Here is a 24,551-nt window from a genome sequence, read left to right on the forward strand (position 1 = left end):
GGGGAGCATATCAAATTTTGTCAACAGCTTTTATTTTATTATTAAAATTTTGTCTGAATTTGTTTGATTTATCGTGCTAAAGTAGAAAAACGAAGAAAAATAGGGTTAAAGTCCTAAAGATATCCCTAAATAAAAATAAAAAAGGGTAGATTAGTTTTTCTATTTAGTGTAAAATAGTATTATAGTGGTAGAAAGTGGTGGAAAGTGGTACAAAACAAATATAAAGTGAGTGATTAGTATGTTTATTGGAGAATACCAACATACTTTAGATGACAAAGGAAGAGTGATAATGCCTTCTAAATTCAGGGATGAATTAGGAGAGGTATTTGTTATGACCAAGGGTCTTGATAACTGTCTTTTTGTGTACCCTAAATCAGAATGGATTATTTTAGAAGAAAAACTTAAAACCTTACCACTTACCAATCGTGATGCAAGGGCATTTGTTAGATTCTTTTTCGCTGGAGCTAGTGAATGTACCTTGGACAAGCAGGGAAGAGTCTTAATTCCTCCAAACCTTAGAGAACATTCCAAATTAGATAAAGATGCAGTTGTCATAGGTGTATCAACTAGAATGGAAATTTGGAGTAAAGAAGAATGGACCTCTTACAATGAGGATGATAATTTGTCCTATGATAGCATTGCTGAAAAAATGGCAGCATTAGGGATATAGATTGGGGGTTAGTTTATGAATTTTGAACATATATCGGTTTTGCTGAATGAAGTACTAGAAGGATTGAATATAAAAGAAGATGGAATATATGTAGATGGCACTTTAGGTGGTGCTGGACATTCATCACAGATAGTAAAAGGGCTTACAACAGGAAAATTAATTGGTATAGACCAAGATCAAAATGCCCTAAACAAATCTTCAGAAGTATTGAAGGATTATAGTGACCGAGTAATCCTAGTACACAATAATTATGAAAACATAGATAAAGTTTTAGAAAGCTTGCAGATAGAGAAGGTAGATGGAATACTACTTGACTTAGGAGTTTCATCTCATCAGCTCGATGAAGAGACTAGAGGCTTTTCACATAATAAAGATGCACCACTTGACATGAGAATGGATGAAAGTAATCCTTTTACAGCATGGGATGTAGTAAATAAGTATTCAGAAAGAGAATTAGAAAAGATAATTTGGGAGTATGGCGAGGATAGATGGGCTAGGAGAATAGCAAAGTTTATAATTGAAGAACGCAAAGAGAAACCCATTGACACAACTTTTCAACTTGTTACAGCCATTAAAAAAGCAATACCAAAGGAAGTTAGAAAAGATGGACATCATCCAGCCAAAAAAACATTTCAAGCAATTAGAATAGAAGTAAACAGGGAACTTGATGTATTAACTAAATCGATTCCTAGTATGGTAAATCTTTTAAATCCAGGAGGAAGACTTGTAATCATTACATTTCATTCTCTAGAAGATAGGATTGTAAAAGAAGCTTTTAGAGAACTGTACAAAGATTGTATTTGTCCACCACATTTACCACAATGTGTGTGTGATAAGTATAGAGAAATAGAAATTATAACTAGAAAGCCAATTTTACCAAGCAATGTTGAGATAGAAACTAATCCTAGGTCTAGATCCGCAAAGCTTAGGATAGCAGAAAAACTTAATGTTCTAAATACAAAAGGGGGAGAATAAATTGTTAGTAGCTAGATCTGAACTAAGTTATTATCCTACGGAAACCTTAGAAATAAAAGAAAAACCAATAAGAGAAATTAAAAAATCTAATAATAAGCAGAAAAATAAGAAGAAGAGCTGCGTACCTAAGCTAGTGTATCTTACATTTCCATTAATCATCTTAGGTATATCCTTATCCGTTTTATTTGGTTATGCTAAAATCACTGCTGTGAGACTTGATATAACTAAGCTTGAAAGTAAAAAGGTTGAGCTTGAGAAAACTAGACAGGATTTAATTGCAGATCTAGAGGGAGTAAAATCTTCTGTAAAAATTACAGAAGATGCCATTTTGAAGTTAGGAATGGATTATCCAACGGAAGGACAGATAGTATATATTTCTGTTAAGGAAAATCCAGTAGATCAAATTCAAAAAGCTAGTATTGGAAAAAATATAATTAAGATATTTAGTATGGTTACAAACTTGTTTTAGGAGGTATTAGTTTTGGCGAAACCCAGTTATTCATCTAAAAAAAGATTATTAGTAGCTTTAGGAATTATTGTTGTGGTATTTATTGCATTAATTGGGAGATTAGCTTATTTACAAGTAGTTACAGGTGAAGAACTGAAAAAAGGTGCCTTAGAACAATGGACAAAAGGAATTACAATAAAATCTAAAAGAGGCATAATTTATGATAGAAACGGTAAGAAATTAGCTGTAAGCGTTAGTGCATCTACAGTGTGGGTAAGCCCTGCAGATGTAAAAGATGCAAGAAATACAGCAAAAGAAGTTGCAAGGGTACTGGATTTAGACGAAGAAGCTGTTTATGCAAAGCTTACTAAAAAAATCGGGTATGAGAAGATAAAACAATGGGTAACAAAGGAAGAAGCTACTGAACTAAGGAGGCTTAAACTTAAAGGGATTGATATTGTAGATGATAACAGAAGATACTATCCATATGGAAATTTTGCATCTTTTGTTTTAGGTTTTACTAATACTGACAATAATGGTTTATATGGTATAGAGCAAACATATGATAAAAAACTAACTGGCACACCAGGGAAATGGATTAAAACAACAGATGCAGCTAGTAGGCAATTACCTTTTGATGGAGAAAAAATATATGAAGCATCTGATGGATTATCTCTTGTTTTAACTATAGATGAAATAATACAACATTTTGCAGAAAAAGCTGCAGAGGAGGCAATGATAGTAAATCAAGCTAAGACAGTTTCTATTATTATGATGAATCCCAAAACAGGAGATATTTTGGCTATGGCTAACAAAGGGGACTATGATCCAAATGAGCCGAGGATACCATTAGATGATAAGACTAAAGAAGAGTGGGCTGCCTTACCACAGGAAGAGCTTCAGAAGCGTTGGTATGATATGTGGAGAAACTATGCAATCAATGATGCATACGAACCAGGTTCTACATTTAAAATAATAACTGCAGCAGCTGCTATTGAAGAAAATGTTGTGCAACCGGATACACATTTTTATTGTAATGGATTTATTAAAGATATTAAAGGTGTAACACTGAAATGTTCCAGCTGGTATAATCCCCATGGAGATCAAACTTTTTTAGAAGGTATGAATAATTCGTGTAATATTGTCTTTGTAAATACTGGTAGAAAACTAGGAAAAGAAAATTTATATAAATACATAAAAGGATTTGGATTTGGAGAAAACACAGGTATAGATTTAAATGGTGAACAAGGTGGGATTATCCCACAAAGCGTAGATGTAATTAAGGAAGTTGGTCTAGCTACTATGTCCTATGGCCATGGAATCGCAGTTACACCATTGCAATTAGTTAATGCATTGTCTGCTATTGCAAATGGGGGAAATCTTATGGAACCTAGACTTGTAAAGGAATTAATAGATGCTGATGGCAATATAGTAGAAACTTATGAACCAATAGTAAAGAGAAAAGTCATATCTGAAACAACTTCAAAAACAATGCTGAATATGTTAGAATCTGTAGTTTCTGAAGGAACTGGGTCAAAGTCTTATATTCCTGGATATAGAGTAGGTGGCAAGACAGGAACTGCTCAAAAAGTTATTGATGGTAGATATGTCCAAGGTAAATACATTGCATCCTTTGCAGCCGTTGCACCTGTTGATGATCCTCAAATAGCAATACTAGTCATAATAGATGAACCAAGTGCAGGAGCTTACTATGGTGGAACTATAGCAGCACCTGTTGCTAAAACCGTTTTAGAAGAGACATTGAATTATTTGGAAGTACCAACAATTTTTACAGAAGAAGAAAAAGAACTAGTTGTTGAAAATGTTATTGTACCTGATGTGAGAAATACTGAAATAGGAGAGGCAGGTAAAGCATTGACAGCAATTGGTCTAAAATATACTACAGAGTATGTAGATTTAACTAGTGAATCTAAAGTATTGGATCAATTTCCATTGCCAGGAACGGAAGTTCAAATAGGCTCTATCATAGATTTATATCTAAATGACAAAGATGAAGAGATGATTATAATGCCATCCCTAATTGGAAAGGATAAGACAGAAGTAATAAGCATCCTAAATGAACTGAATTTGAATTATGAGCTAAAAGGTGAAGGTAAGGCTATAAGACAGAATCCAACTTTTGGTGAACATATCAATATCAACACAAAAATTGAGGTTGAATTTGGTGAGACATAAGAGTAATATAGTTAGAGGCAACTTAATTAAAGTTGCCTTTTAGTTAATTTTTATTAGGATAAAAAGTAAGGATAAAAGGTAGGTGGAAATATGTATTTAAGAGATATTACAACGGATTATGAGTTTGATTTAATTAAAGGAAGTATAGATATTAATATTACTGGTATAAAAGATGATTCAAGAAAAATAGAAAAAGGGAATCTATTTATTGCCCAAAAAGGATTTACTGTAGATGGTCATAATTTCATCGATATGGCAATTCAAAATGGAGCAAGAGCTATAGTTGTTGAAGAAAATATTACAGTAGATAAAGATATTACTGTCATTAAGGTTAAAGATTCAGTAAATGCTCTAGCAAAATTTTCTGGAATCTTTCATAAAGAACCATGGAATGAACTAGAGATGATAGGTATAACTGGGACTAATGGAAAGACTTCTACTACTTATTTTATAAAAAGTATATTTGAAAAAAACAAGAAAAAAGTTGGTATTATTGGAACTATAGGTGCGGTTATTGACAGGGAGCTAATTCCCATAAAAAACACAACACCAAATTCCTTAACAATCCATGAGCTACTTAAAGAAATGGTGGATGCAAATTCAGATACTTGTATAATGGAAGTCTCATCCCATTCCCTTGAATTAAAAAGAGTAGAATACATAAATTATCAAGTAGGATTATTTACAAATCTTACAAAGGACCATCTTGATTACCATGAAACAATGGAGAAATATTTTAATAGTAAATTAAAACTTTTTTATAAAACTAGTAAATGTAATATCATAAATATGGATGATATCTATGGAAAGAAAATTATAGATGTGGTAGGAAATAGAGTTCCTATATTGACTTATGGATTAAAAAATACAGCAGATATTTATGCATCTCATATAGAATTTACTTTATCTAAGGTAAGATTTACACTAAATACTCCTAAGGGTAGTAGAAATATTCTCCTAAATGTACCTGGAGAGTTCAGTGTTTACAATGGCCTAGCCGCTGCAAGTTGTGCATATGCTTATGATATTGACTTAGATACTATAAAAGATGGGTTAGAATCTGTTGAGGGTGTAAAGGGAAGATTTGAAGTAGTACCTACAAATACGGACTACACAGTTATTATTGATTTTGCTCATACTGCTGATGGTCTTGATAAAGTCCTTACAGTTATTGATCAATTTGCAGAAGGTAGAAAGATTGTTGTTTTTGGTGCTGGAGGGAATAGGGATAAGACCAAAAGGCCAGAAATGGGTGAGACAGTAGGCAAACATGCAGATCTATCCATAGTCACATCAGATAATCCAAGAAATGAAGATCCAGAGATGATAATTGAAGATGTTTTAGTCGGGACAAAGAAAGTCAATGGCAAATATGTTAAGATAGTAGATAGAGCAGAAGCTATAAAATACGCCCTAGATAATGCGATGCCTAAAGATATAATATTATTGGCAGGAAAAGGCCATGAGGCTTATACTATAGTTAAGGATAAAACAATTCAATTTGATGAAAAGCAAATCGTCCTTGACTATTTAAATAATAAAGAACATTAGATACCTGAGAGGAGAAAATCCATGATTGAATATATAGATATTATTAGAACTATTGCTATTTCATTTTCAATAACTTTGATACTTGGTCCAATTATTATACCGATGCTAAGAAGGTTAAAGATTGGTCAGAGTATTAGAGAAGAAGGTCCACAGACCCATCTTAAGAAAACAGGAACTCCTACGATGGGAGGAATTATCATATTTATCGCTTTAGTAATTACTGTAACAACATCAGGAATGTTAAACAGAGACATGTATGTACTGCTAATCTCTACATTTGGCTTTGGGTTGATTGGATTTATTGATGATTATATTAAGGTAGTTAAAAGAAGGTCATTAGGTCTTAAAGCTTATCAAAAGCTAATAGGTCAAATATCCCTAGCTACTGTATTAGCAATTTATCAGTCATCTACTTCTGTTTTAGGCACAAAGCTAATTATACCATTTTTGAACAATCAGTATTTAGATTTAGGTATTCTATATGTTCCATTTATTGTATTTACAGTAGTAGCTACAGTAAATGCCGTAAACTTAACTGACGGATTAGATGGATTAGCATCAGGAGTTACTTTGATAGTTCTATCGTTTTTTGGATTAATAGCATTATATTGGGGGATGGGAACCATATCTCTCTTTTCCACTGCATTAGCAGGTGCTTGCTTAGGATTTTTGATACATAATGCTCATCCAGCTAAAATTTTCATGGGGGACACTGGATCTTTAGGTTTGGGAGGAGCTGTTTCTGCTATAGCCATACTTTTAAATATTCCTTTAATCATTCCTATAGTGGGAGGAATATATTTTATAGAAACTTTATCTGTACTTATCCAAGTAACATCATTTAAGTTAACAGGAAAAAGAGTGTTTTTAATGGCACCATTACATCATCATTTTGAACAAAAAGGGTGGAAAGAAACTAAGATAGTAGCAGTATTTTGGATTGTAACAGTTATTCTTTGCTTAATAGGAATTTATAGCTTAATTTAGAGAAAGTAGGTTGGTAATATGTATCTAAAGAACAAAAAAGTTTTAGCTTTGGGTTTGGGAATTTCGGGATTATCAACTGTTAAAGCCCTTCATAAACTTGATGCACAAATTGTAGTATCTGACTCTAAAACTGAAGAAGAATTAAAAGATTTTTTTGATAAAATACAGGATATATATGTTGAAAAGTATTTAAGTACTACTGATGTACCTTTAGAAAATATAGATTTAATAGTTAAAAGTCCAGGAATTCCATTATCTGTACCTATTTTACATGAAGCACGAATTAGAAATATTGAAATCATCACAGATATAGAACTTGCATATAGGATTTCTCCTACTGAAAATATCATTGCCATAACTGGTACAAATGGAAAAACCACTACAACTACTTTAATAGGAGAGGTTTTTAAAAAGGCTAATTTCAATTCTTATGTTGCTGGCAATATTGGAGTAGGTATACTGTGGGATATGGTTAATTCCAAAGAAAATGATGTCTTTATAATAGAAGCTAGCAGCTTTCAGTTAGAGAGTACTACCTATTTTAAACCTAAGGTAAGTCTAATAACCAATCTAACTCCTGATCATTTAGACTGGCATGGTTCAGTTGACAACTATTATAATGCTAAGAAAAAGGTATTTAATAATCAAGATGAAGAGGATTATACAGTACTCAATTATGATGATAAGATAATAAGAAAAATGAAAGATGAGATTAATTCTAATATTATTTGGTTTAGTTCAAGTGAAATTTTACAAAAGGGAGTATATGTTGAAAATAACTATATAGTAATAAAAGATGGAGAAATAACAACTAAAATATTACCAATTAAGGATTTAAGGCTATTAGGCAAGCATAATTTAGAGAATGCTCTTGGTGCTGTAGGGGTCTGTTGGGCTATGGGGATAGAAGTAAATATTATAGCAGAAGTTCTGAAAGAGTTTAAAGGAGTAGAACATAGAATAGAATTTGTAAATACAATTAAGGACATTTCATTCTATAATGATTCCAAAGGTACAAATTCTGACTCAACAATAAAGGCAATTGAGGCTATAGATGCACCTATTATATTAATAGCAGGTGGATATGACAAGGGTTCTACATTTGATGAGTTAATTAAAGCTTTTAATGAGAAAGTTAGAGAATTAATACTATTAGGGGCTACAAGAGAAAAGATTAAAGAAACTGCTGAAAAATATAATTTTGACAATATACATTTAGTAGAAAATATGAAAGAAGCAGTTGAATTAGCATATAGTCATGGAAATCCTAATGACAATATTTTACTATCTCCAGCCTGTGCTTCTTGGGGTATGTACAATAATTTTGAAGAAAGAGGTCGAGATTTTAAAGACATAGTCAATGGTTTAGAGGGGGATTAAAATGCCTAAAAAGAAAAAGATAGAAAAGAAAAAAGCTGTTGATTTTAGTTTGCTTATGGGCACTTTGACTCTAGTATTTATTGGGATAATAATGGTATTTAGTTCATCTTGGCCAGAAGCATTACAAAAATATGGAGATGGGTATCTATTTTTAAAAAAACAAATAATAGCAGCTAGTGTTGGTATGATAGGTCTATTATTTTGCATGAATGTAGATTATAAAATTTGGAAAAAGTATTCATTTTGGATATACTTACTGGCTTTGATTACTGGTGCTTTGATTTTCAGTCCTTTAGGTATGGAAGCAAAGGGAGCTAGAAGATGGATTGACCTTGGATTTACTACATTTATGCCTTCTGATGCCATTAAACTTGGATCAATTATCTTTTTCGCAAATTTTCTTTCAAATAAAAAAGATAATATTAAGACACTTAAACAAGGTACAATTCCAGCCCTAATTATTATAGGTATATCTTGTGGATTTATATATATACAAAAAGACTTAGGTACTACTATTACTTTAGCAGGTACTTTAATGGCAATGTTTTTTATTGCAGGCATGAATTTAAGCCATATTTTATTAATGGCTTTACCTATTGCAGGATTAGGTTTTTTAATGTTATCAGGGCCTGAAAATGCATATAGAAGAAACAGGATAACTGCTTTTAGGGATCCATTTGCATATAAGCTTGATATAGGATGGCAAGCAGTACAATCATTGTATGCGCTAGGTTCTGGTGGATTATTTGGTCTGGGGTTAGGTAAAAGCAGGCAGAAGTTTTCATATATACCAGAGTCTTATAATGATTTTATTTTTTCAATAATAGGAGAAGAATTGGGATTCCTAGGGACATTAGCTGTATCATTAATATTATTACTTGTTATATGGAGGGGAATACGCATAGCACTTAGTATAGAGGATACTTTTGGTTGTTATTTGGCTTCGGGAATTACTGCATTGATAACTATACAATCCTTGATTCATATAGCAGTTGTTACATCATCTATACCAACCACAGGGATAACATTACCCTTTGTTTCTTATGGAGGTACTTCACTAATGATTTATATGTCTGCAATAGGGATACTTCTTAATATCTCCAGATATGCAGATTTAGACAGGAGTTGATATTGTGAAATATTTGATTACAGGTGGTGGAACTGGAGGTCATATTTATCCAGCCTTAGCCATTGCAAAAGAAATAAAAGATAAAGATAAAAATGCAGACATCCTCTATGTAGGTACTAAAAAGGGACTAGAAGCTGAATTAGTGCCAAAGGAAGGATTTTTATTTAAGACTATAAGAGTTAATGGAATGCCAAGGAAACTTAATAAAGAATCATTCATAGCTATTAATGAACTTCTTCATGGCATAAATGATGCTAGAAAGATTATAAATGAATTCAAGCCTGATCTTGTAATAGGAACAGGGGGATATGTATGTGGCCCTGTTGTGTATGTGGCAAAAAAGAAAAAAATTCCAGCCTTGATACATGAGCAAAATGCTTTTCCTGGTATTACTAACAAAATATTATCACGCTATGTTGATAAAGTAGCAGTTACCTTCGATGAATCTAAAAAGTATTTTAAATATCCAGATAGAGTAGTGAATACTGGCAATCCTATTCGTAAGGAAATATTAAATATTGATAAAGAAGAAGCCTATAAGCTATTAAAAATAGATAAAGACATTCCATTTGTTTTATCCTTTGGAGGATCTGGTGGACAGAAAAAGCTTAACGATGCAATGTACTATCTTATAAAAGAATCAAATAATAAAAGTGATATTCAAATAATCCATGTAACAGGAAAAAGGTTTTATGATGAATTTATAGATAAATTGAAGAAAGAATCCATAGTATTAAGTAATAATATAAGGGTATTGCCCTATATGTATCAGATACCTGAGGCAATTAACATTGCTACAATGGTGGTTACATCTGCAGGAGCTATTACTTTAGCAGAAATATCAGCCATAGGAGTACCAAGTATCTTAATACCCAAATCATATACAGCCGAAAACCATCAAGAGTATAATGCTAGAGCTTTTGAAGAAAAGGGAGCCTCAATATTAGTACTTGAGAAGGATTTAAAAGATGACACATTATATGATATAGTATATAACATAATCAATAATAAGAAAGAATTAGAAATCATGAAAAAACATAGCAAGGAACTTGGAAAAATAAATGCTGCAGAGAAAATTTATGAACTAGTTAATATGCTACTTAAGGAAAAACAGTAACCTCATAAACCACAATGCATAATATGGTCATATATACTTATTATGATCCTATGTGGAGGTGGTTGTGTGGAAAAGTATATTATTAATGGTGGGGGCAAATTAACAGGTGAGGTGTCTATTACAGGAGCGAAAAACTCAGTATTGCCTATTTTAGCAGCTACTGTTATAGGTGGAAGCAAGAGTACAATTATGAATATCCCTAATCTTAGAGATGTTGAAATAATGGAGAGTATATTATTATCTTTAGGATGCAATGTAGAAAAGATGGGTAATATGATGGTAATAGATACAGGCCCACTAAACAAAACTAAAGTACCTGACGAGTTAGTAAGAGAAATGAGGTCATCAATTATATTGATGGGAGCTATGCTTGCTAGATGTGGTGAGGTTGAAATTTCTTACCCAGGTGGTTGTGAAATTGGACCTAGACCTATTGACCTGCATCTTAAAGCCCTAAGAGATATGGGAACAGAAATTGAAGAATCCCATGGTTATCTACATTGCAAAACAAAAGGCCTTAAGGGTTGCGATATACAACTAGACTACCCGTCTGTAGGTGCTACTGAGAACATAATCTTGGCAGGAGTCAAGGCAGAAGGAAAAACAGTAATTAGAAATGCAGCAAGAGAACCAGAAATAATTGATTTACAAAACTACTTAAATAAGGCTGGAGCGAAAGTTTCTGGAGCTGGAACATCTGTTATTACAATTGAAGGAGTTAAAAAATTAAATAATGTAACACATAGTATAATACCAGATAGAATTGTAGCAGGAACATTAATGACTGCAGCTGCAATAACTGGAGGAGACATAATCATAAATAATATAATTGTAGATCATCTCTTAGGTATTACTGCAAAATTAAGAGAAACTGGAGTGTTAGTATATAGTAATTGTAGCTCCATTAAAGTAACTGGACCCAAGAAAATAAATCCAATTGAAATGTTACAGACTTTGCCTTATCCTGGATTTCCAACGGATATGCAGGCTCAAATGATGTCCCTTCTATCAATTGCTGGTGGAACAAGTATAATCTCCGAAACCGTATTTGAAAATAGGTTCAAGCATGCAGAAGAACTTAGCCGAATGGGTGCAAATATTAAATCATTTGGCAAAGTAGCTGTTATAAAAGGTGTAAAGGAACTGACTGGAGCTAAGACTACAGCAAAAGATTTAAGAGGTGGAGCTGCTTTGGTGTTGGCAGGACTTGTAGCAAAGGGTACTACGGAAGTGCATAATATTTTTCACATTGAAAGAGGATATGAAGATTTACACTTGACTCTTCAAAGTCTAGGTGCAGATATAATTAAGATAGACTAGCAGATATTTACTGCTAGTTAATTAAAAGGACAAGCTTAGGAGTGAAACAATGAAAAAGCTTTCACGAGTAGAAAAGAAAATGAGAAGAAGAAGATTTCTTTTTAGACTATTATTATTAATGGCACTAATTGTTACTATGTTTGTGCTAGCACTAAATACAGATTTTTTTATTATAGATAATATTAAGGTATTAGGATCTAATAAAACATCTAAAGATATTATAATTAGTGCATCATCAATAACCATTGGTGAGAATCAATTTAAAATAAGTACAAGTGATGGCGAAAAGAATATTGATAAAATACCATATGTAAAAGAAGTGAAGATAAAAAGAAAGTTTCCAAAAGGAATTATAATAGAAATTATTGAACGCAAGGAGTTATTTCAGATTAAAGAATTATCTTCTTTTGCATTAATTGATATAGATGGGTATATATTAGATATTGTTAGCACTGAAAATCATATTTTACCTTTGATAAATGGTTATGATATAGGAGATAATAAGGTTGGAGACAATATTTTTTCGGAAGAAGAGAACAAAGGAATAATTGATTTTATCTTAGAAGGAAATAACTTAAGTCTATTAGGAAAAATGAAATCAATTGATTTGGTAGATACTAACAATGTGAATTTTTTATTAAATGAAAGTATTATTGTTGCCTTTGGTACCCTTGATGATGTAAAATATAAATTGAACTTATTAAATGAAATATTAAAGGATATTGAAAAGAAACAAATATCATGTAAAATGATTTTAATGAATAAAGGAGACAATCCTATAATTGTACTTAATGATAGTGAGGAGGGATAGAATGAAAAGAATAAAAGAGTATCTAGCTTTAACTTTAGTGTCCATTTTTCTTGGTTTGATTTTATCCATCCAGTTTAAAACTGTTAATAAAACTGTTGGAGAAGGAATCTTACCAACTCAAAGAGCTCAGCAACTTGCTGTAGAATTAAAAAAGGCTCAAAATGAAAGAGATGCTCAAAATAACCTAATTGACGAAATGGAAGAAAAAATTGAGCAATATGAAATGGCAGAAGCTGATAAAAATGTATATGCAGAAAATCTTTATAATGATACAATGAAGTATAGAATGTTAGCAGGATATTTAGATTTAGAAGGACCAGGGATTACAATGGAAATTAATGATCCCCCAGTAGATTTGGAATTTGGAACATATTATAGTATAATAGATGAATTGGATTTAATACTTCAAGCGATTTCAGTATTAAATGCAGCTGATGCAGAAGCAATATCTATTAATGATCAAAGATATACATCCTTTACTGAAATAGAGAGGGCTGGTAATCATATAGAAATCAATGGAAAATCTACTAATACTCCAATAGTTATTAAGGCTATTGGTAAGCCGGAGACATTAGAATCTGCTTTAAATCTAAAAGGCGGTATAGTTGAACTTCTTAGAGATTTTGATTATCTTGTCCAAGTAAACAAGGAGCAAAGTATTGTTATTCCAAAATCTAAGAAAATTAAGGAATTTATCTATTCTGTTCCAGCTGATGAAAAAATTAATTAATGGGGGTTATTACTATGAGAAAAGATAATCCTAAGTTAATTCTTATGCTTTTTAGTATAATTATAGGAGTGTTTATAGCAACTCAGGTAAAAATGCAGCTTGAAATACATTCTCCCGTTACGCTTAAGGCATTACAAACTACAAAAGCTGAAATTACTGCTACTAATAATGAAATATCTCAATTAAATAAAATCATAAAAATGAAGGAAGAAGAATTACAATTATTAGAAAGTATTGCCAAGGGTGACGATAATATTATTGATATATTTAATCTTGATATTAAGACAAATAAAGCACATTCAGGACAAACAGCTTTAGAAGGACCTGGCATCATTATTACCATGTATGACAATCCAGAAGAACGCATGCCTGGATTCGATATCAATAATGACATTATACATGATGTGGATATTTTAAACATCTTAAATGATTTAAAGATAGCAGGTGCAGAAGCCATAAGTATAAATGATGAAAGAGTACTTAGCACATCTGAAATCAAATGTGCAGGGCCAACTATTAGAATAAACGGGAGAAGTTCAGCAACTCCATTTGTTATAAAGGCAATTGGAGATCCAAAATTACTATATGCCTCTGTTGATGCACCCGGAACTTATGGAGATATATTAAAAAATTTATATAACATAGGATTCGAGCTAGAATCGGCAGATTCATTGATAATACCTGCATATTCAAGGTCATTTAACTTTAATTATGCTAAACCATATGGAAAGGGTGATTAGGTTGTTTTTTGCACTTATTGGAATTTTAATTGGAGCAGTAATAGGTTTTTTAATACCTTATACTTATAATACATCTTATTCACTCTATGTATCTGTAGCAATATTAGCTTGCTTAGATTCTGTATTTGGTGGAATAAGGTCAAATTTAGAGAAAAGTTTTAATATCAAAATATTTATTTCTGGTTTTTTTGGAAATGCTATTTTAGCTGCTTTCCTCGCTTACTTAGGTGATAGATTAGGAGTACCATTGTATTATGCAGCTATATTTACTTTTGGCAGTAGACTCTTTGAAAATTTTGCTAAAATTAGAAGGAATTTATTATCTAAAAGAAAAGAATCCAATTAATCAAATGACTTTAGAATAAAATGCTAGTGGCCTAGCTACTAATTAGACGAGGGGGAGATTAAATGTTTGATTTTGATGTTGATGTAGATCAATATGCTAAAATAAAAGTAATTGGTGTTGGTGGTGGAGGAAACAATGCAGTAAATAGAATGGTGGATTCTGGAGTAAGAGGTATTGATTTTATTGCGTTGAATACTGATAGACAAGCATTATATTCATCAAAAGCTGAAATAAAACTGCAATTAGGTGAAAAATTAACCAGAGGATTGGGTGCAGGAGCAAACCCTGATATTGGAGCTAAGGCTGCTGAAGAAAATAGAAATGAAATTATGGAGTCAATCAAAGGTGCTGATATGATATTTATCACTGCTGGAATGGGTGGAGGAACTGGAACAGGTGCTGCACCTATAGTAGCTGAGATAGCAAAAGAATTGGGTATTCTTACAGTTGGAGTAGTTACTAAGCCATTTACTTTTGAAGGTCCTAAGAGATTGAAACATGCAGAACAAGGAATAGAGGAATTAAAAGCTAAGGTAGATACTTTAGTAACTATTCCAAATGATAGACTTTTGCAAGTAGCTGATAAGAAGACTACTATGGTGGAAGCTTTTATTATGGCTGATGAAGTACTTAAGCAAGGTATTCAAGGAATTTCTGATTTAATAGCAGTTCCAAATTTAATTAACTTAGACTTTGCTGATGTTAAGACAATTATGCATGATAAGGGAATTGCTCATATGGGTATTGGCCATGCTTCTGGTGATAATAGAGCTACTGAGGCAGCAAAACAAGCTATTAGATCACCTTTGTTAGAAACTTCCATTGAAGGAGCTAAGTCAGTACTATTAAATATTACAGGTGGTTCTGATTTAGGTATTTTTGAGGTTAATGAAGCAGCAGATTTGATTAGAGCATCAGTAGATAAAGATGCAAATATAATATTTGGTGCTGGAATAGATGAAAGCCTAAAAGATGAATTAAAAATAACAGTAATTGCAACAGGATTTGACATAGGAGCTTTACCTAATAATATAGCTGCAATCAAGAACCACAATAATAGTAATAGTGTTAAAGAAGAATCAGTAGAAGAAGTAGCAGTATCTAAGGATGATGAAGATGAATTAGATATTCCTATCTTTTTAAGAAGACGAGATAAAAAATAAATATTAATGATAGAAAATGTATCTTTTTGCTGAGATACATTTTTTTTATTGCTTATAAAATGACAAAATATTTATGTTTTATGTCCTATAATATATATTAAAGAATAGTATAAATGCCTAGAAAATCAAGGGAGGGATTCCTCTGTACATAATTGGAGAATATCTTTTCATGGAAAATTTCATTATTAATTTTATTATACTACAAAGTACAAAGATAATTACTCGAACTAAAGTGGGTAAATTTAGAATATTTATTACTGCTATAATATCAGCACTATATTCTTTTATCATATTTTTTCCTTCACTAATGTTTCTTACTAATTTTTTTATGAAAATTATTATATCCATTTTAATAGTAAAATTGGCCTTTAATTCAAAGTCCTTATCTTTGTTTTTAAAGCAATTATCTGGATTTTATATTATTTCATTTCTATTTGCAGGAGCAAGTATAGGGATGTACTATTTCACTAATAATTACAAGAATATTCTAATAAGGCCTAATATTAATTTAGGATTTCCTATAAGATATGTGTTGTTAGGGATATTATTAGGGGGGATAATGATAAGAAATATATTATGTTACTATCATGAAAAGCTATCTAAGGAAAAAAAACTCTTGGAGGTTACTGTTTGCTTTAATCAAAACACGTCAAACTTTATTTCACTAATAGACACAGGAAATTCTTTAATAGAACCTATTTCAAAATTTCCAGTTCTAGTTGTAGAATACACAGCGATTAAAAATATATTGCCACAAAAACTAAGGCAAATATTTGATAATAATAGAGATAATGATTTTACAGCCCTAGTAGATGTAATGGAAAGCATAAAAGATGAAATGATGATTAAACTTATACCATTTAAGTCAGTAGGATCTAAGGATAGATTTCTAATAGGTTTCAAACCAAGCTATATTGAAATATTAGACAATGGCTCTGTGTTCACATCTGATCACTTAATAATTGGGATATCTAATACAAAACTTTCTACAGATGATCAATATAAAGGGTTATTGAACTTAGAGATATTAAATAGGGGGAATTCATATGTTAATTAAAGTTAGGGTGAAATTTCAAATATTCATATATAAAATCTTAAACAAGTTAAATCTAATAAGAGGAGTTCACTATATAGGCAGTGGAGAAGTTTTGCCACCTCCATTAAAACCAGATGAAGAAGCATATTATTTGTCCTTGTTAAGGAAAGATGAAAGTGTAAGGACAGTTCTCATAGAAAGAAACTTAAGACTTGTAGTTTACATAGCGAGAAAATTTGAAAATACAAGAATTTCAATAGAAGATCTTATTTCCATAGGCACTATTGGGCTGATTAAAGCAGTTAATACATTTGATCCAGATAAAAACATTAAATTAGCTACCTATGCATCTAAGTGTATAGAAAATGAAATATTGATGTATCTAAGGCGAACTAGCAAAATGAAATCTGAAATATCTTTTGATGAGCCCTTAAATATTGATTGGGATGGGAACGAATTGTTATTGTCAGACATCCTTGGTACTGATGGTGATATTATATTTAAAGATATAGAATCTGAAGTAGATAAGACTTTGTTAAAGCAGGCTATAGATAAGTTATCAGGCAGAGAAAAGACCATAATAGAATTAAGATTTGGACTTCAAAATGGCAATGAAAAGACTCAAAAAGAAGTTGCAGACTTACTGGGTATCTCTCAGTCCTACATATCAAGATTGGAAAAAAGGATAATTAAAAGACTAAAGAAAGAAATGGTAAAATTGATGTAAATTGGAAATCTACTTTTTGTTTTTTCTGAATAAAAATATTAATAGAGGCAATAATTTTATACGAAAGGGGCAATACAGCATGAAAGGATGAAAATAGATGCATGTATCGAAAGTAGAGATATGCGGAGTCAATACTTCAAAGCTTCCAGTATTAACCAATGACCAAATGCAGAAATTATTTATTAAGATAAAAGCAGGAGATTTGAAGGCAAGAGAGGAGTTCATTCAAGGAAACTTGAGACTAGTACTTAGTATTATCCAAAGATTCAATAGGAGAGGAGAACATGTTGATGATTTATTTCAGGTAGGATGTATTGGTCTAATCAAAGCCATAGACAATTTTGATTTAAGTCAGAATGTTCGTTTCTCAACTTATGCTGTTCCAATGATCATAGGTGAGATAAGAAGATATTTGAGAGATAATAATTCCATTAGAGTTTCAAGATCACTTAGAGATATTGCTTACAAGGCCTTACATGCTAGAGAGCAGCTAATCTATAGAAATTCTAAGGAGCCAACTATATATGAAATAGCAGAAGAATTGCATTTACCAAAAGAAGATGTAGTATTTGCTCTTGAGGCAATTCAAGAACCAATTTCTTTATTTGAGCCTATATTTCACGATAGTGGAGATGCAATATTTGTAGTTGATCAAGTAAAAGATGAAAAAGCTGAGGATGAAATATGGCTGAGGGAGATTGCCCTTAGAGAAGCAATGGCAAAATTAAATACTAGAGAGAAACAAATATTAAATTTGAGATTTTATGAAGGTAAGACGCAAATGGAAGTAGCCAGCGAGATAGGTATTTCTCAGGCTCAAGTATCTAGACTTGAAAAAAATGCATTAAGGCAAATGAGAAAATATGTTTAGAAGGGTAATTTAATCAATTTATATAAATAAGAGCTTCAACTAAAGGGTTTTTAAAGTATTTGACTAATGAGATAATTAATAGATTTGCAAGCATTAGTAATAGTCAGCTTGCAAATCTATTTTTGTACCATAGTACTTCACAATCTCATGCTTTAAATTGATTTTATTAAATTTCTTAACTTCCCTTAAATTGTAGTAATAATTTCACCATACTATGCTATATACATAATAAAGATGAAATATATATTAGGAGGTGGAGTTATGTTAAAAATATCAGATATAAGAGAGAAGGAACTAATTAACATAAATAATGGAGAAAGAATGGGATATGTTTATGATTTTGAGTTAAATATTGAAAAGGGTCAGATTGAAGCAATAGTACTATTAGGTACAGGTAAAGTCCTAGGAATTTTTGGGAAGTCTCTAGATACAGTCATTCCATGGAATAAAATAGTAAAAATAGGTAGAGACACTATATTAATTGACTACATCACTGAAAATATCTAGTTAGACATTTTAAATCCGTTATAATATAATGAATGTGTAGAATTATATGGTGAGGTGAAAAAGATGAAATGTCCATTTTGTTCATATTTTGAATCAAGAGTATTGGACTCAAGACCTACTGATGAGGGACAAGCAATTAGACGTAGACGAGAATGCATAAAATGTAATAAAAGATTTACAACATATGAAAAGATCGAAGAGATCCCCTTAATTGTGGTGAAAAAAGATGGAAATAGACAAGTATATAACAGGAATAAGTTGTTAAATGGAATAATAAAGGCTTGTGAAAAAAGACCAGTGTCAATTAGCACCATTGAAAAAGCAGTAGATGAAATTGAAAAAAACCTATCAAACTCCTTAGAAAAAGAAGTAACATCTGAAGAAATTGGAGAGATGATAATGGATAGATTAAAGGATATTGATGAAGTAGCCTATGTAAGATTCGCATCAGTCTATAGACATTTTAAGGATTTAAATTCATTTATGGAAGAGCTGAAGAAGATATTAGGTGAAACCAATGAAGAAAGGAAGAAAATATGAGTTTATTAAGAAAATATAAAGATGATATCTTATACTATGAAATAGAAGGATTTAACTTAGATAATAATATAAATCATCTTTTTTCAACAAGAATTGGTTGGGAACAGAATAATCTATATAAGCAATTAAGCACAATATTTAATATTCCTGAAGATGATATTTATAGAGTAAGGCAAGTTCATGGAACAGAAGTAATGGTTATTAGAGATGAAAATAATAAATCTGTATCTATTGAGGAGAAAGATGGCCTTATAACAAATAAAAAAGGCATCGCTCTTTGTACTAGCCACGCAGATTGTGTACCAATTTTTTACTATGATAAAGTCAATGAAGTAATAGGACTAGCTCATGCAGGATGGAAAGGTACTTTAAACAACATCAGTAATGTCATAATAAATAGTATGATCGAACAGTTTAATTCTAGTCCAGAGAATATAATAGTAGCCATAGGTCCATCTATTGGAGTTTGTTGCTATGAAATTGGATATGATGTAGAAGCTCTTTTTAGAGAGAAGTACCCAAAAGAATTAGATATAATAATAAATAAAGATAATAAAATCTATTTGGATCTTTGGAAGATAAATAAAATAAATCTAATTAATTTGGGTGTTAAAGAAACTAACATTATTTACAGTGACTTTTGTACATCTTGCAATGTAAATACTTTATACTCTTATAGGAAAGAAAAGGGTATTAAAAGTAGAATGATAGCCGCTATAATGTTAAATCAATAAACTAGGGATGATAATATGAGTAAAGTAGATATAAATAAAATACTAGTGCAAAATATTTTGCATCACGCTGACATAGGTATACATGTTATTGATGATAATAGAAAGACTATATTCTATAACAATGTAATGGCTTCATTAGAAGGATTAGAAGTTAATCAAGTATTATATAAGGATATTTTAGATAATTTTCCTACCCTAAATGAAGACACATCAACACTAATCAAAGTACTTCATACAGGAGAATCTATATTAAATAGTACTCAATCTTATCTTAATTTTAAAGGGAAGAGGATAACTACAATAAACTCCACTATACCCCTTTATGCTAATGAAAGCATAGTGGGAGCTTTAGAAATTGCAAACAATATCACACATATTAAGAATTTATCTGATCAATTAATAGATTTACAAAATGAATTAAAATCAACTAAATCAGATAGAAATAGTATTAAAAATAAGATTAGAAGGTATAAATTTGAAGATATTGTAGGAGAAAACCAAAGCTTAATACTAGCTAAGAAAGTTGCAGAGAAAGCTACAAAATCTGCATCTTCTGTTCTTATATATGGGGATACGGGAACAGGAAAAGAGATATTTGCTCAAAGCATTCATTATGGAGGAATAAGAGCTAGTAAACCATTTATTGCACAAAATTGTGCAGCAATCCCAGAAGCTTTACTTGAGGGAATATTATTTGGCACAGATAAAGGTGGTTTTACAGGAGCCATTGAAAGAGAGGGAATATTTGAACAGGCTAATGGTGGAACATTAATGTTAGATGAAATTAATTCAATGTCCTTACCTTTACAAGCAAAACTTCTTAGGGTATTACAAGAGGGATATATAAGGCGTGTTGGAGGAATAAAGGACATACCTGTTGATGTTAGAATAATTGCTACAACCAATGAAAATCCACTAGATAGCATAAAAAATGGAACCATTAGAAAAGATTTATATTATAGATTAAATGTAATTTTCATACCTATACCATCCTTAAAAGAGAGAAAAGATGATATTCCTATACTAACCACACATTTTATTAATAAATATAATCAAATACTTGGGAAAAAAGCAGTTGGAATATCTGATAGTGTACTTAATTCATTTATGGAGTATCCATGGCCAGGAAATGTTAGGGAATTGGAAAATGTAATTGAAGGAGCTATGAATATAGTAGATGTAGAAAATAATATTCTAGAAAATGAAGACTTTCTTTCTTCGATACATATTGTACAGGATAAGCCTCTTAGTAATGCGACAATATTTAAAGAGGTAAAAGAACCTCTACCTGTAATTTTAGAAACTATGGAGAAGGATTTAATACTTAATTCCTTAAAAAAAAATCAAAACAATATATCTAAAACAGCTGAAGAATTGGGAATAAAAAGACAAACATTGCAACATAAATTAAAAAAATATAACATTTAATGCAATAAAATTTGCAGCTGGATGCAAAATTTATTGCATATATTTATGTAAAGCTTTCATTTAATATGTAAATTTGACTATTGTTATTGTCTTGTAATCCTTATAAAGACTAGGTTTGACATTTATTAAATAATATGTTAGTTAGTTGGCAAAGATATTGCATATATAATAACTGAAATTAGTTTAAGGAGGAATATAGATGAGAAAAGATAATGTAAGAGTAATAGTATGGGGATTAGGATCCATGGGCAAAGGTATAGCAGAGATGCTCTTAAACAAAAAGGGTGTAGATGTAGTAGGAGCAGTTGTAAGAGGAGATAAAATAGGAAAATCCATGTATGATTTCTTAGATATGGAAAGAGGAGAGAGAGAAGATTTACTTACAGGTTCTTATGAAGATGTAATAAAGGAAGGCGCTGCAGATATTGTAGTAATAGCTACTGATTCTTTTACAAAAGAGTCCTTTGATAAGATGGAGTATTGCCTAACAAGAAAAATCAATGTAGTATCAACTGCAGAAGAAATGGCATATCCACAAGCTCAACAACCAGAGCTATCTAAAAAATTAGATAGAATAGCAAAGGAAAACGGAGTTACTGTATTGGGTACAGGAATCAACCCAGGATTAATAATGGATTTACTAGTAATTACACTTACTGGAGCATGTATAGATGTAGAAAAGATTAAAGCTGAAAGAATCAATAACCTTTCTCCATTTGGTCCAGCAGTAATGCATGGTCAAGGAGTAGGTATCACTGTAGATGAATTTAACAAAAGAGTAGCAGAAAATAACTTGGATGGCCATGTAGGATTCCCAGAGTCTATTACTATGATATCAGACGCTTTAGGATGGAAATTAAGCGATGAAATTAAATTAGATAGAGCACCTATAGTTTCATCTGTATATAGAAAAGCTCCATATGCTGAAGTACAAGCTGGGGATGTAGCAGGATGTAATATGAAGGGATTCGGTTATGTAGACGGAGAATTAAAAATTGAAATGCTTCATCCACAACAAGTAGAGCCACAATTAGAAGGCGGTACAACTGGTGATTATATAACTATAACAGGAACACCAAATGTTAATATGAAAATAACGCCTGAAATCCCTGGTGGTATTGGAACTATAGCTATGACTGTTAACATGATTCCAAATGTAATCAACGCAAGACCAGGCCTAAAGACTATGATAGACCTACCGGTGCCAAGAGCAATCATGGGAGATATGAGAGACCTTATAGAAGACTAATAAAAGATAGTGAATAACTAAAAGTGAATAGTGAATAATTTTAGGTAAAGCTTTTGGATAAGCATAGTGTTGTAATTCTGAATGCAGTAAAGAATCTTGTTTTTTAAATATTAGTTATTCACTATTCACCATTCACTGAATTTAAATGGAGGGATATAAATGGATGCAAAACGTGGAGATTGGGTAAGAATTCGTAATGTAGTATTGGAAGTCGGACAAAGATCTACAAGTATTCCAGAGGATACACAAAATGTACCTCTAGAAATGTGGGTAAAAGGATTTTTGCTAGACGAAAGTGCAAATATTGGTGATAAGGTAAAGATAGAAACTTATATTGGAAGAACAGTAGAAGGTAATTTATTAGAAGTTAATCCATATTATAAACATGACTTTGGAAAATTTGTTCCGGAACTTTTATATATAGGTCGTCAAGCAAGAGAATTATTAGCAAAGGATGGTGAATAATAATGACTAGAGATATGAGTTATGATGCAGTTATGGCTAGAAGACCAGAGATAATGAAAGAAGCAGTAGGCATAGATTATGAATTATTTGAATCAGGTAGCGTAGCCTTTGATTATGAAAAGATGATGAGAGAGACTGGATATAGTCTAAATGAAATTGAAGAAATTCAAGGGAAAACAGGAGTTGGTAATACACCTGTACTTGAGTTAAGAAATTTAACTGAATTAGCAAGGAAATTTGCGCCAAAAGGAAAAGGTGCAAGAATATTTGTTAAAGATGAAGCAAGCAATCCTTCAGGAAGCTTCAAAGCAAGAAGAGCAGCCACAGCATGCTATCATGCGAAAAAGTTAGGCTATAAAGGTGTCATAGCTGCTACATCAGGTAACTATGGATCTGCAGTAGCATCTCAAGCAGCAATGCAAGGTTTGAAATGTATTATAGTTCAAGAATGTTATGATTCTAGGGGAGTAGGTCAACCAGAGATAATCGAAAAAGCTAGAGCTTGTGAAGCTTATGGTGCAGAAGTAGTTCAATTATCAGTAGGACCAGAGCTATTCTACACTTTTTTGGTATTGTTAGAAGAAACCGGTTATTTTAATGCTTCTTTATATTCCCCATTTGGTATAGCCGGAGTTGAGACTCTTGGATATGAATTATCTATGGAATTTAGAGAAAGAGAAGGAAAGGATCCAGATGTAGTAGTTATTACAAATGCAGGTGGAGGAAACTTAACCGGTACTGCTAGAGGATTAATTAAGGCTGGAGCAACACATACTCAAATTGTAGGTGCAAGTGTTAGTTTACAAGGACTTCACATGGCATCAGATACTCAATTTAACAAAAAATCATTTACAACAGGACACACTGGATTTGGAATACCATATGCTACTTGGCCAGATAGATCTGATGTACCTAGATCAGCTGCTAGACCAATTAGATATATAGATAGATATGTAACTATGAATCAAGGTTCAGTATTTTATATGACAGAACTTCTAGCTCAAATAGAAGGACTTGAAAGAGGACCAGCAGGAAATACTGCTTTAACTGCAGCTTTTAAACTGGCTCAAGAAATGGATGAAGATCAAATAATTGTAGTACAGGAAACTGAATATACTGGAGCAGGAAAACATATCAATCCTCAACTTACTTTTGCTAGGGAAAATGGTATAAAAATATTAATAGGTGACCCATCAGAAGAAGTACCAGGAGAGAATATAATACTTCCAAAGGATCCATCCTACATTAAGATAGAAGAATTAGATATGAATAAGAACAGAAAATCATTAATAAGAAATGCTATTAATCATATACATGCTACTAAGGTAACAAAAGAAGATTTGGAGTTTTTAGTTGAAGAGACTAAATCTAATATGGAATTTGTGAAAGAAACATTAAATGAATTAGGTGTAAGCTATTAATAGGAGGTTG

Annotated in this window: 25 protein-coding genes; all 25 read left to right on the forward strand. The window is 31.6% G+C overall.

What is annotated here, in order from left to right; genetic code table 11:
* The first annotated feature begins 238 nt into the window (after window positions 1-238).
* The 25 genes from mraZ to ortB all read left to right on the forward strand — a co-directional run bounded on the left by mraZ (window position 239) and on the right by ortB (window position 24,541).
* A complete protein-coding gene (gene mraZ, locus RIN63_RS11410; RefSeq protein WP_310444989.1) occupies window positions 239-670 on the forward strand; it encodes a division/cell wall cluster transcriptional repressor MraZ in 432 nt (143 codons plus the stop codon).
* 15 nt (window positions 671-685) lie between these two features.
* A complete protein-coding gene (rsmH, locus tag RIN63_RS11415) occupies window positions 686-1,645 on the forward strand; it encodes a 16S rRNA (cytosine(1402)-N(4))-methyltransferase RsmH (RefSeq protein ID WP_310444857.1) in 960 nt (319 codons plus the stop codon).
* Between the two features lies 1 nt (window position 1,646).
* On the forward strand, window positions 1,647-2,114 hold the full coding sequence (locus tag RIN63_RS11420; RefSeq protein WP_310444858.1) for a hypothetical protein: 468 nt from the start codon (window positions 1,647-1,649) through the stop codon (window positions 2,112-2,114).
* Between the two features lie 12 nt (window positions 2,115-2,126).
* Window positions 2,127-4,289, forward strand: a complete 2,163-nt coding sequence (locus RIN63_RS11425) for a penicillin-binding transpeptidase domain-containing protein (RefSeq protein WP_310444859.1) — start codon at window positions 2,127-2,129, stop codon at window positions 4,287-4,289.
* Window positions 4,290-4,379: 90 nt separating this feature from the next.
* Window positions 4,380-5,840 (forward strand): UDP-N-acetylmuramoyl-L-alanyl-D-glutamate--2,6-diaminopimelate ligase, encoded by a 1,461-nt coding sequence (locus RIN63_RS11430; protein WP_310444860.1) that lies wholly within the window; start codon window positions 4,380-4,382, stop codon window positions 5,838-5,840.
* A 21-nt stretch (window positions 5,841-5,861) separates the two neighbouring features.
* Window positions 5,862-6,827: a phospho-N-acetylmuramoyl-pentapeptide-transferase gene (mraY, locus tag RIN63_RS11435; RefSeq protein WP_310444861.1), complete on the forward strand. Its 966-nt coding sequence runs from the start codon at window positions 5,862-5,864 to the stop codon at window positions 6,825-6,827.
* Between the two features lie 18 nt (window positions 6,828-6,845).
* Complete coding sequence (murD, locus tag RIN63_RS11440) at window positions 6,846-8,207, forward strand: UDP-N-acetylmuramoyl-L-alanine--D-glutamate ligase (protein WP_310444862.1); 1,362 nt, start codon at window positions 6,846-6,848, stop codon at window positions 8,205-8,207.
* A 1-nt stretch (window position 8,208) separates the two neighbouring features.
* Window positions 8,209-9,336: a putative lipid II flippase FtsW gene (gene ftsW, locus RIN63_RS11445; RefSeq protein ID WP_310444863.1), complete on the forward strand. Its 1,128-nt coding sequence runs from the start codon at window positions 8,209-8,211 to the stop codon at window positions 9,334-9,336.
* Window positions 9,337-9,340: 4 nt separating this feature from the next.
* Window positions 9,341-10,453 carry an undecaprenyldiphospho-muramoylpentapeptide beta-N-acetylglucosaminyltransferase gene (gene murG / locus RIN63_RS11450; protein ID WP_310444864.1) on the forward strand — a complete coding sequence of 371 codons (1,113 nt, stop codon included), beginning with the start codon at window positions 9,341-9,343 and terminating at the stop codon, window positions 10,451-10,453.
* Window positions 10,454-10,519: 66 nt separating this feature from the next.
* Window positions 10,520-11,773, forward strand: coding sequence for a UDP-N-acetylglucosamine 1-carboxyvinyltransferase (gene murA, locus RIN63_RS11455; RefSeq protein WP_310444865.1), 1,254 nt, complete (start codon window positions 10,520-10,522; stop codon window positions 11,771-11,773).
* A gap of 49 nt (window positions 11,774-11,822) precedes the next feature.
* On the forward strand, window positions 11,823-12,584 hold the full coding sequence (locus RIN63_RS11460; protein ID WP_310444866.1) for an FtsQ-type POTRA domain-containing protein: 762 nt from the start codon (window positions 11,823-11,825) through the stop codon (window positions 12,582-12,584).
* 1 nt (window position 12,585) lies between these two features.
* On the forward strand, window positions 12,586-13,314 hold the full coding sequence (locus tag RIN63_RS11465; protein WP_310444867.1) for a DUF881 domain-containing protein: 729 nt from the start codon (window positions 12,586-12,588) through the stop codon (window positions 13,312-13,314).
* A 14-nt stretch (window positions 13,315-13,328) separates the two neighbouring features.
* On the forward strand, window positions 13,329-14,054 hold the full coding sequence (locus RIN63_RS11470; protein WP_310444868.1) for a DUF881 domain-containing protein: 726 nt from the start codon (window positions 13,329-13,331) through the stop codon (window positions 14,052-14,054).
* Complete coding sequence (locus RIN63_RS11475) at window positions 14,038-14,400, forward strand: small basic family protein (RefSeq protein WP_310444869.1); 363 nt, start codon at window positions 14,038-14,040, stop codon at window positions 14,398-14,400. Before RIN63_RS11470 ends, RIN63_RS11475 begins: the two co-directional genes overlap by 17 nt.
* 62 nt (window positions 14,401-14,462) lie before the next feature.
* On the forward strand, window positions 14,463-15,563 hold the full coding sequence (ftsZ, locus tag RIN63_RS11480) for a cell division protein FtsZ (protein ID WP_310444870.1): 1,101 nt from the start codon (window positions 14,463-14,465) through the stop codon (window positions 15,561-15,563).
* A 169-nt stretch (window positions 15,564-15,732) separates the two neighbouring features.
* On the forward strand, window positions 15,733-16,620 hold the full coding sequence (locus tag RIN63_RS11485) for a sigma-E processing peptidase SpoIIGA (protein ID WP_310444871.1): 888 nt from the start codon (window positions 15,733-15,735) through the stop codon (window positions 16,618-16,620).
* The gene (sigE, locus tag RIN63_RS11490; protein ID WP_310444872.1) at window positions 16,610-17,326 is read left to right on the forward strand and encodes an RNA polymerase sporulation sigma factor SigE; all 717 of its coding nucleotides are present in this window, start codon (window positions 16,610-16,612) and stop codon (window positions 17,324-17,326) included. The genes RIN63_RS11485 and sigE overlap by 11 nt, the downstream gene beginning before the upstream one ends.
* Window positions 17,327-17,423: 97 nt before the next feature.
* Complete coding sequence (sigG, locus tag RIN63_RS11495) at window positions 17,424-18,197, forward strand: RNA polymerase sporulation sigma factor SigG (RefSeq protein ID WP_310444873.1); 774 nt, start codon at window positions 17,424-17,426, stop codon at window positions 18,195-18,197.
* 261 nt (window positions 18,198-18,458) lie between these two features.
* Window positions 18,459-18,704, forward strand: a complete 246-nt coding sequence (locus RIN63_RS11500) for a YlmC/YmxH family sporulation protein (RefSeq protein WP_310444874.1) — start codon at window positions 18,459-18,461, stop codon at window positions 18,702-18,704.
* A gap of 63 nt (window positions 18,705-18,767) precedes the next feature.
* On the forward strand, window positions 18,768-19,244 hold the full coding sequence (nrdR, locus tag RIN63_RS11505; protein ID WP_310444875.1) for a transcriptional regulator NrdR: 477 nt from the start codon (window positions 18,768-18,770) through the stop codon (window positions 19,242-19,244).
* On the forward strand, window positions 19,241-19,978 hold the full coding sequence (gene pgeF / locus RIN63_RS11510) for a peptidoglycan editing factor PgeF (protein WP_310444876.1): 738 nt from the start codon (window positions 19,241-19,243) through the stop codon (window positions 19,976-19,978). Before nrdR ends, pgeF begins: the two co-directional genes overlap by 4 nt.
* A gap of 15 nt (window positions 19,979-19,993) precedes the next feature.
* Window positions 19,994-21,406, forward strand: coding sequence for a sigma 54-interacting transcriptional regulator (locus tag RIN63_RS11515; protein WP_310444877.1), 1,413 nt, complete (start codon window positions 19,994-19,996; stop codon window positions 21,404-21,406).
* A gap of 199 nt (window positions 21,407-21,605) precedes the next feature.
* The gene (ord, locus tag RIN63_RS11520; protein ID WP_310444878.1) at window positions 21,606-22,655 is read left to right on the forward strand and encodes a 2,4-diaminopentanoate dehydrogenase; all 1,050 of its coding nucleotides are present in this window, start codon (window positions 21,606-21,608) and stop codon (window positions 22,653-22,655) included.
* Window positions 22,656-22,814: 159 nt separating this feature from the next.
* Window positions 22,815-23,120, forward strand: a complete 306-nt coding sequence (gene ortA, locus RIN63_RS11525; RefSeq protein ID WP_310444879.1) for a 2-amino-4-oxopentanoate thiolase subunit OrtA — start codon at window positions 22,815-22,817, stop codon at window positions 23,118-23,120.
* A 2-nt stretch (window positions 23,121-23,122) separates the two neighbouring features.
* Window positions 23,123-24,541, forward strand: coding sequence for a 2-amino-4-oxopentanoate thiolase subunit OrtB (gene ortB, locus RIN63_RS11530; protein ID WP_310444880.1), 1,419 nt, complete (start codon window positions 23,123-23,125; stop codon window positions 24,539-24,541).
* Window positions 24,542-24,551 lie beyond the last annotated feature (10 nt).

It is taken from the genome of Tissierella sp., assembly GCF_031460495.1.
Lineage (GTDB): Bacteria > Bacillota > Clostridia > Tissierellales > Tissierellaceae > JAVKTS01.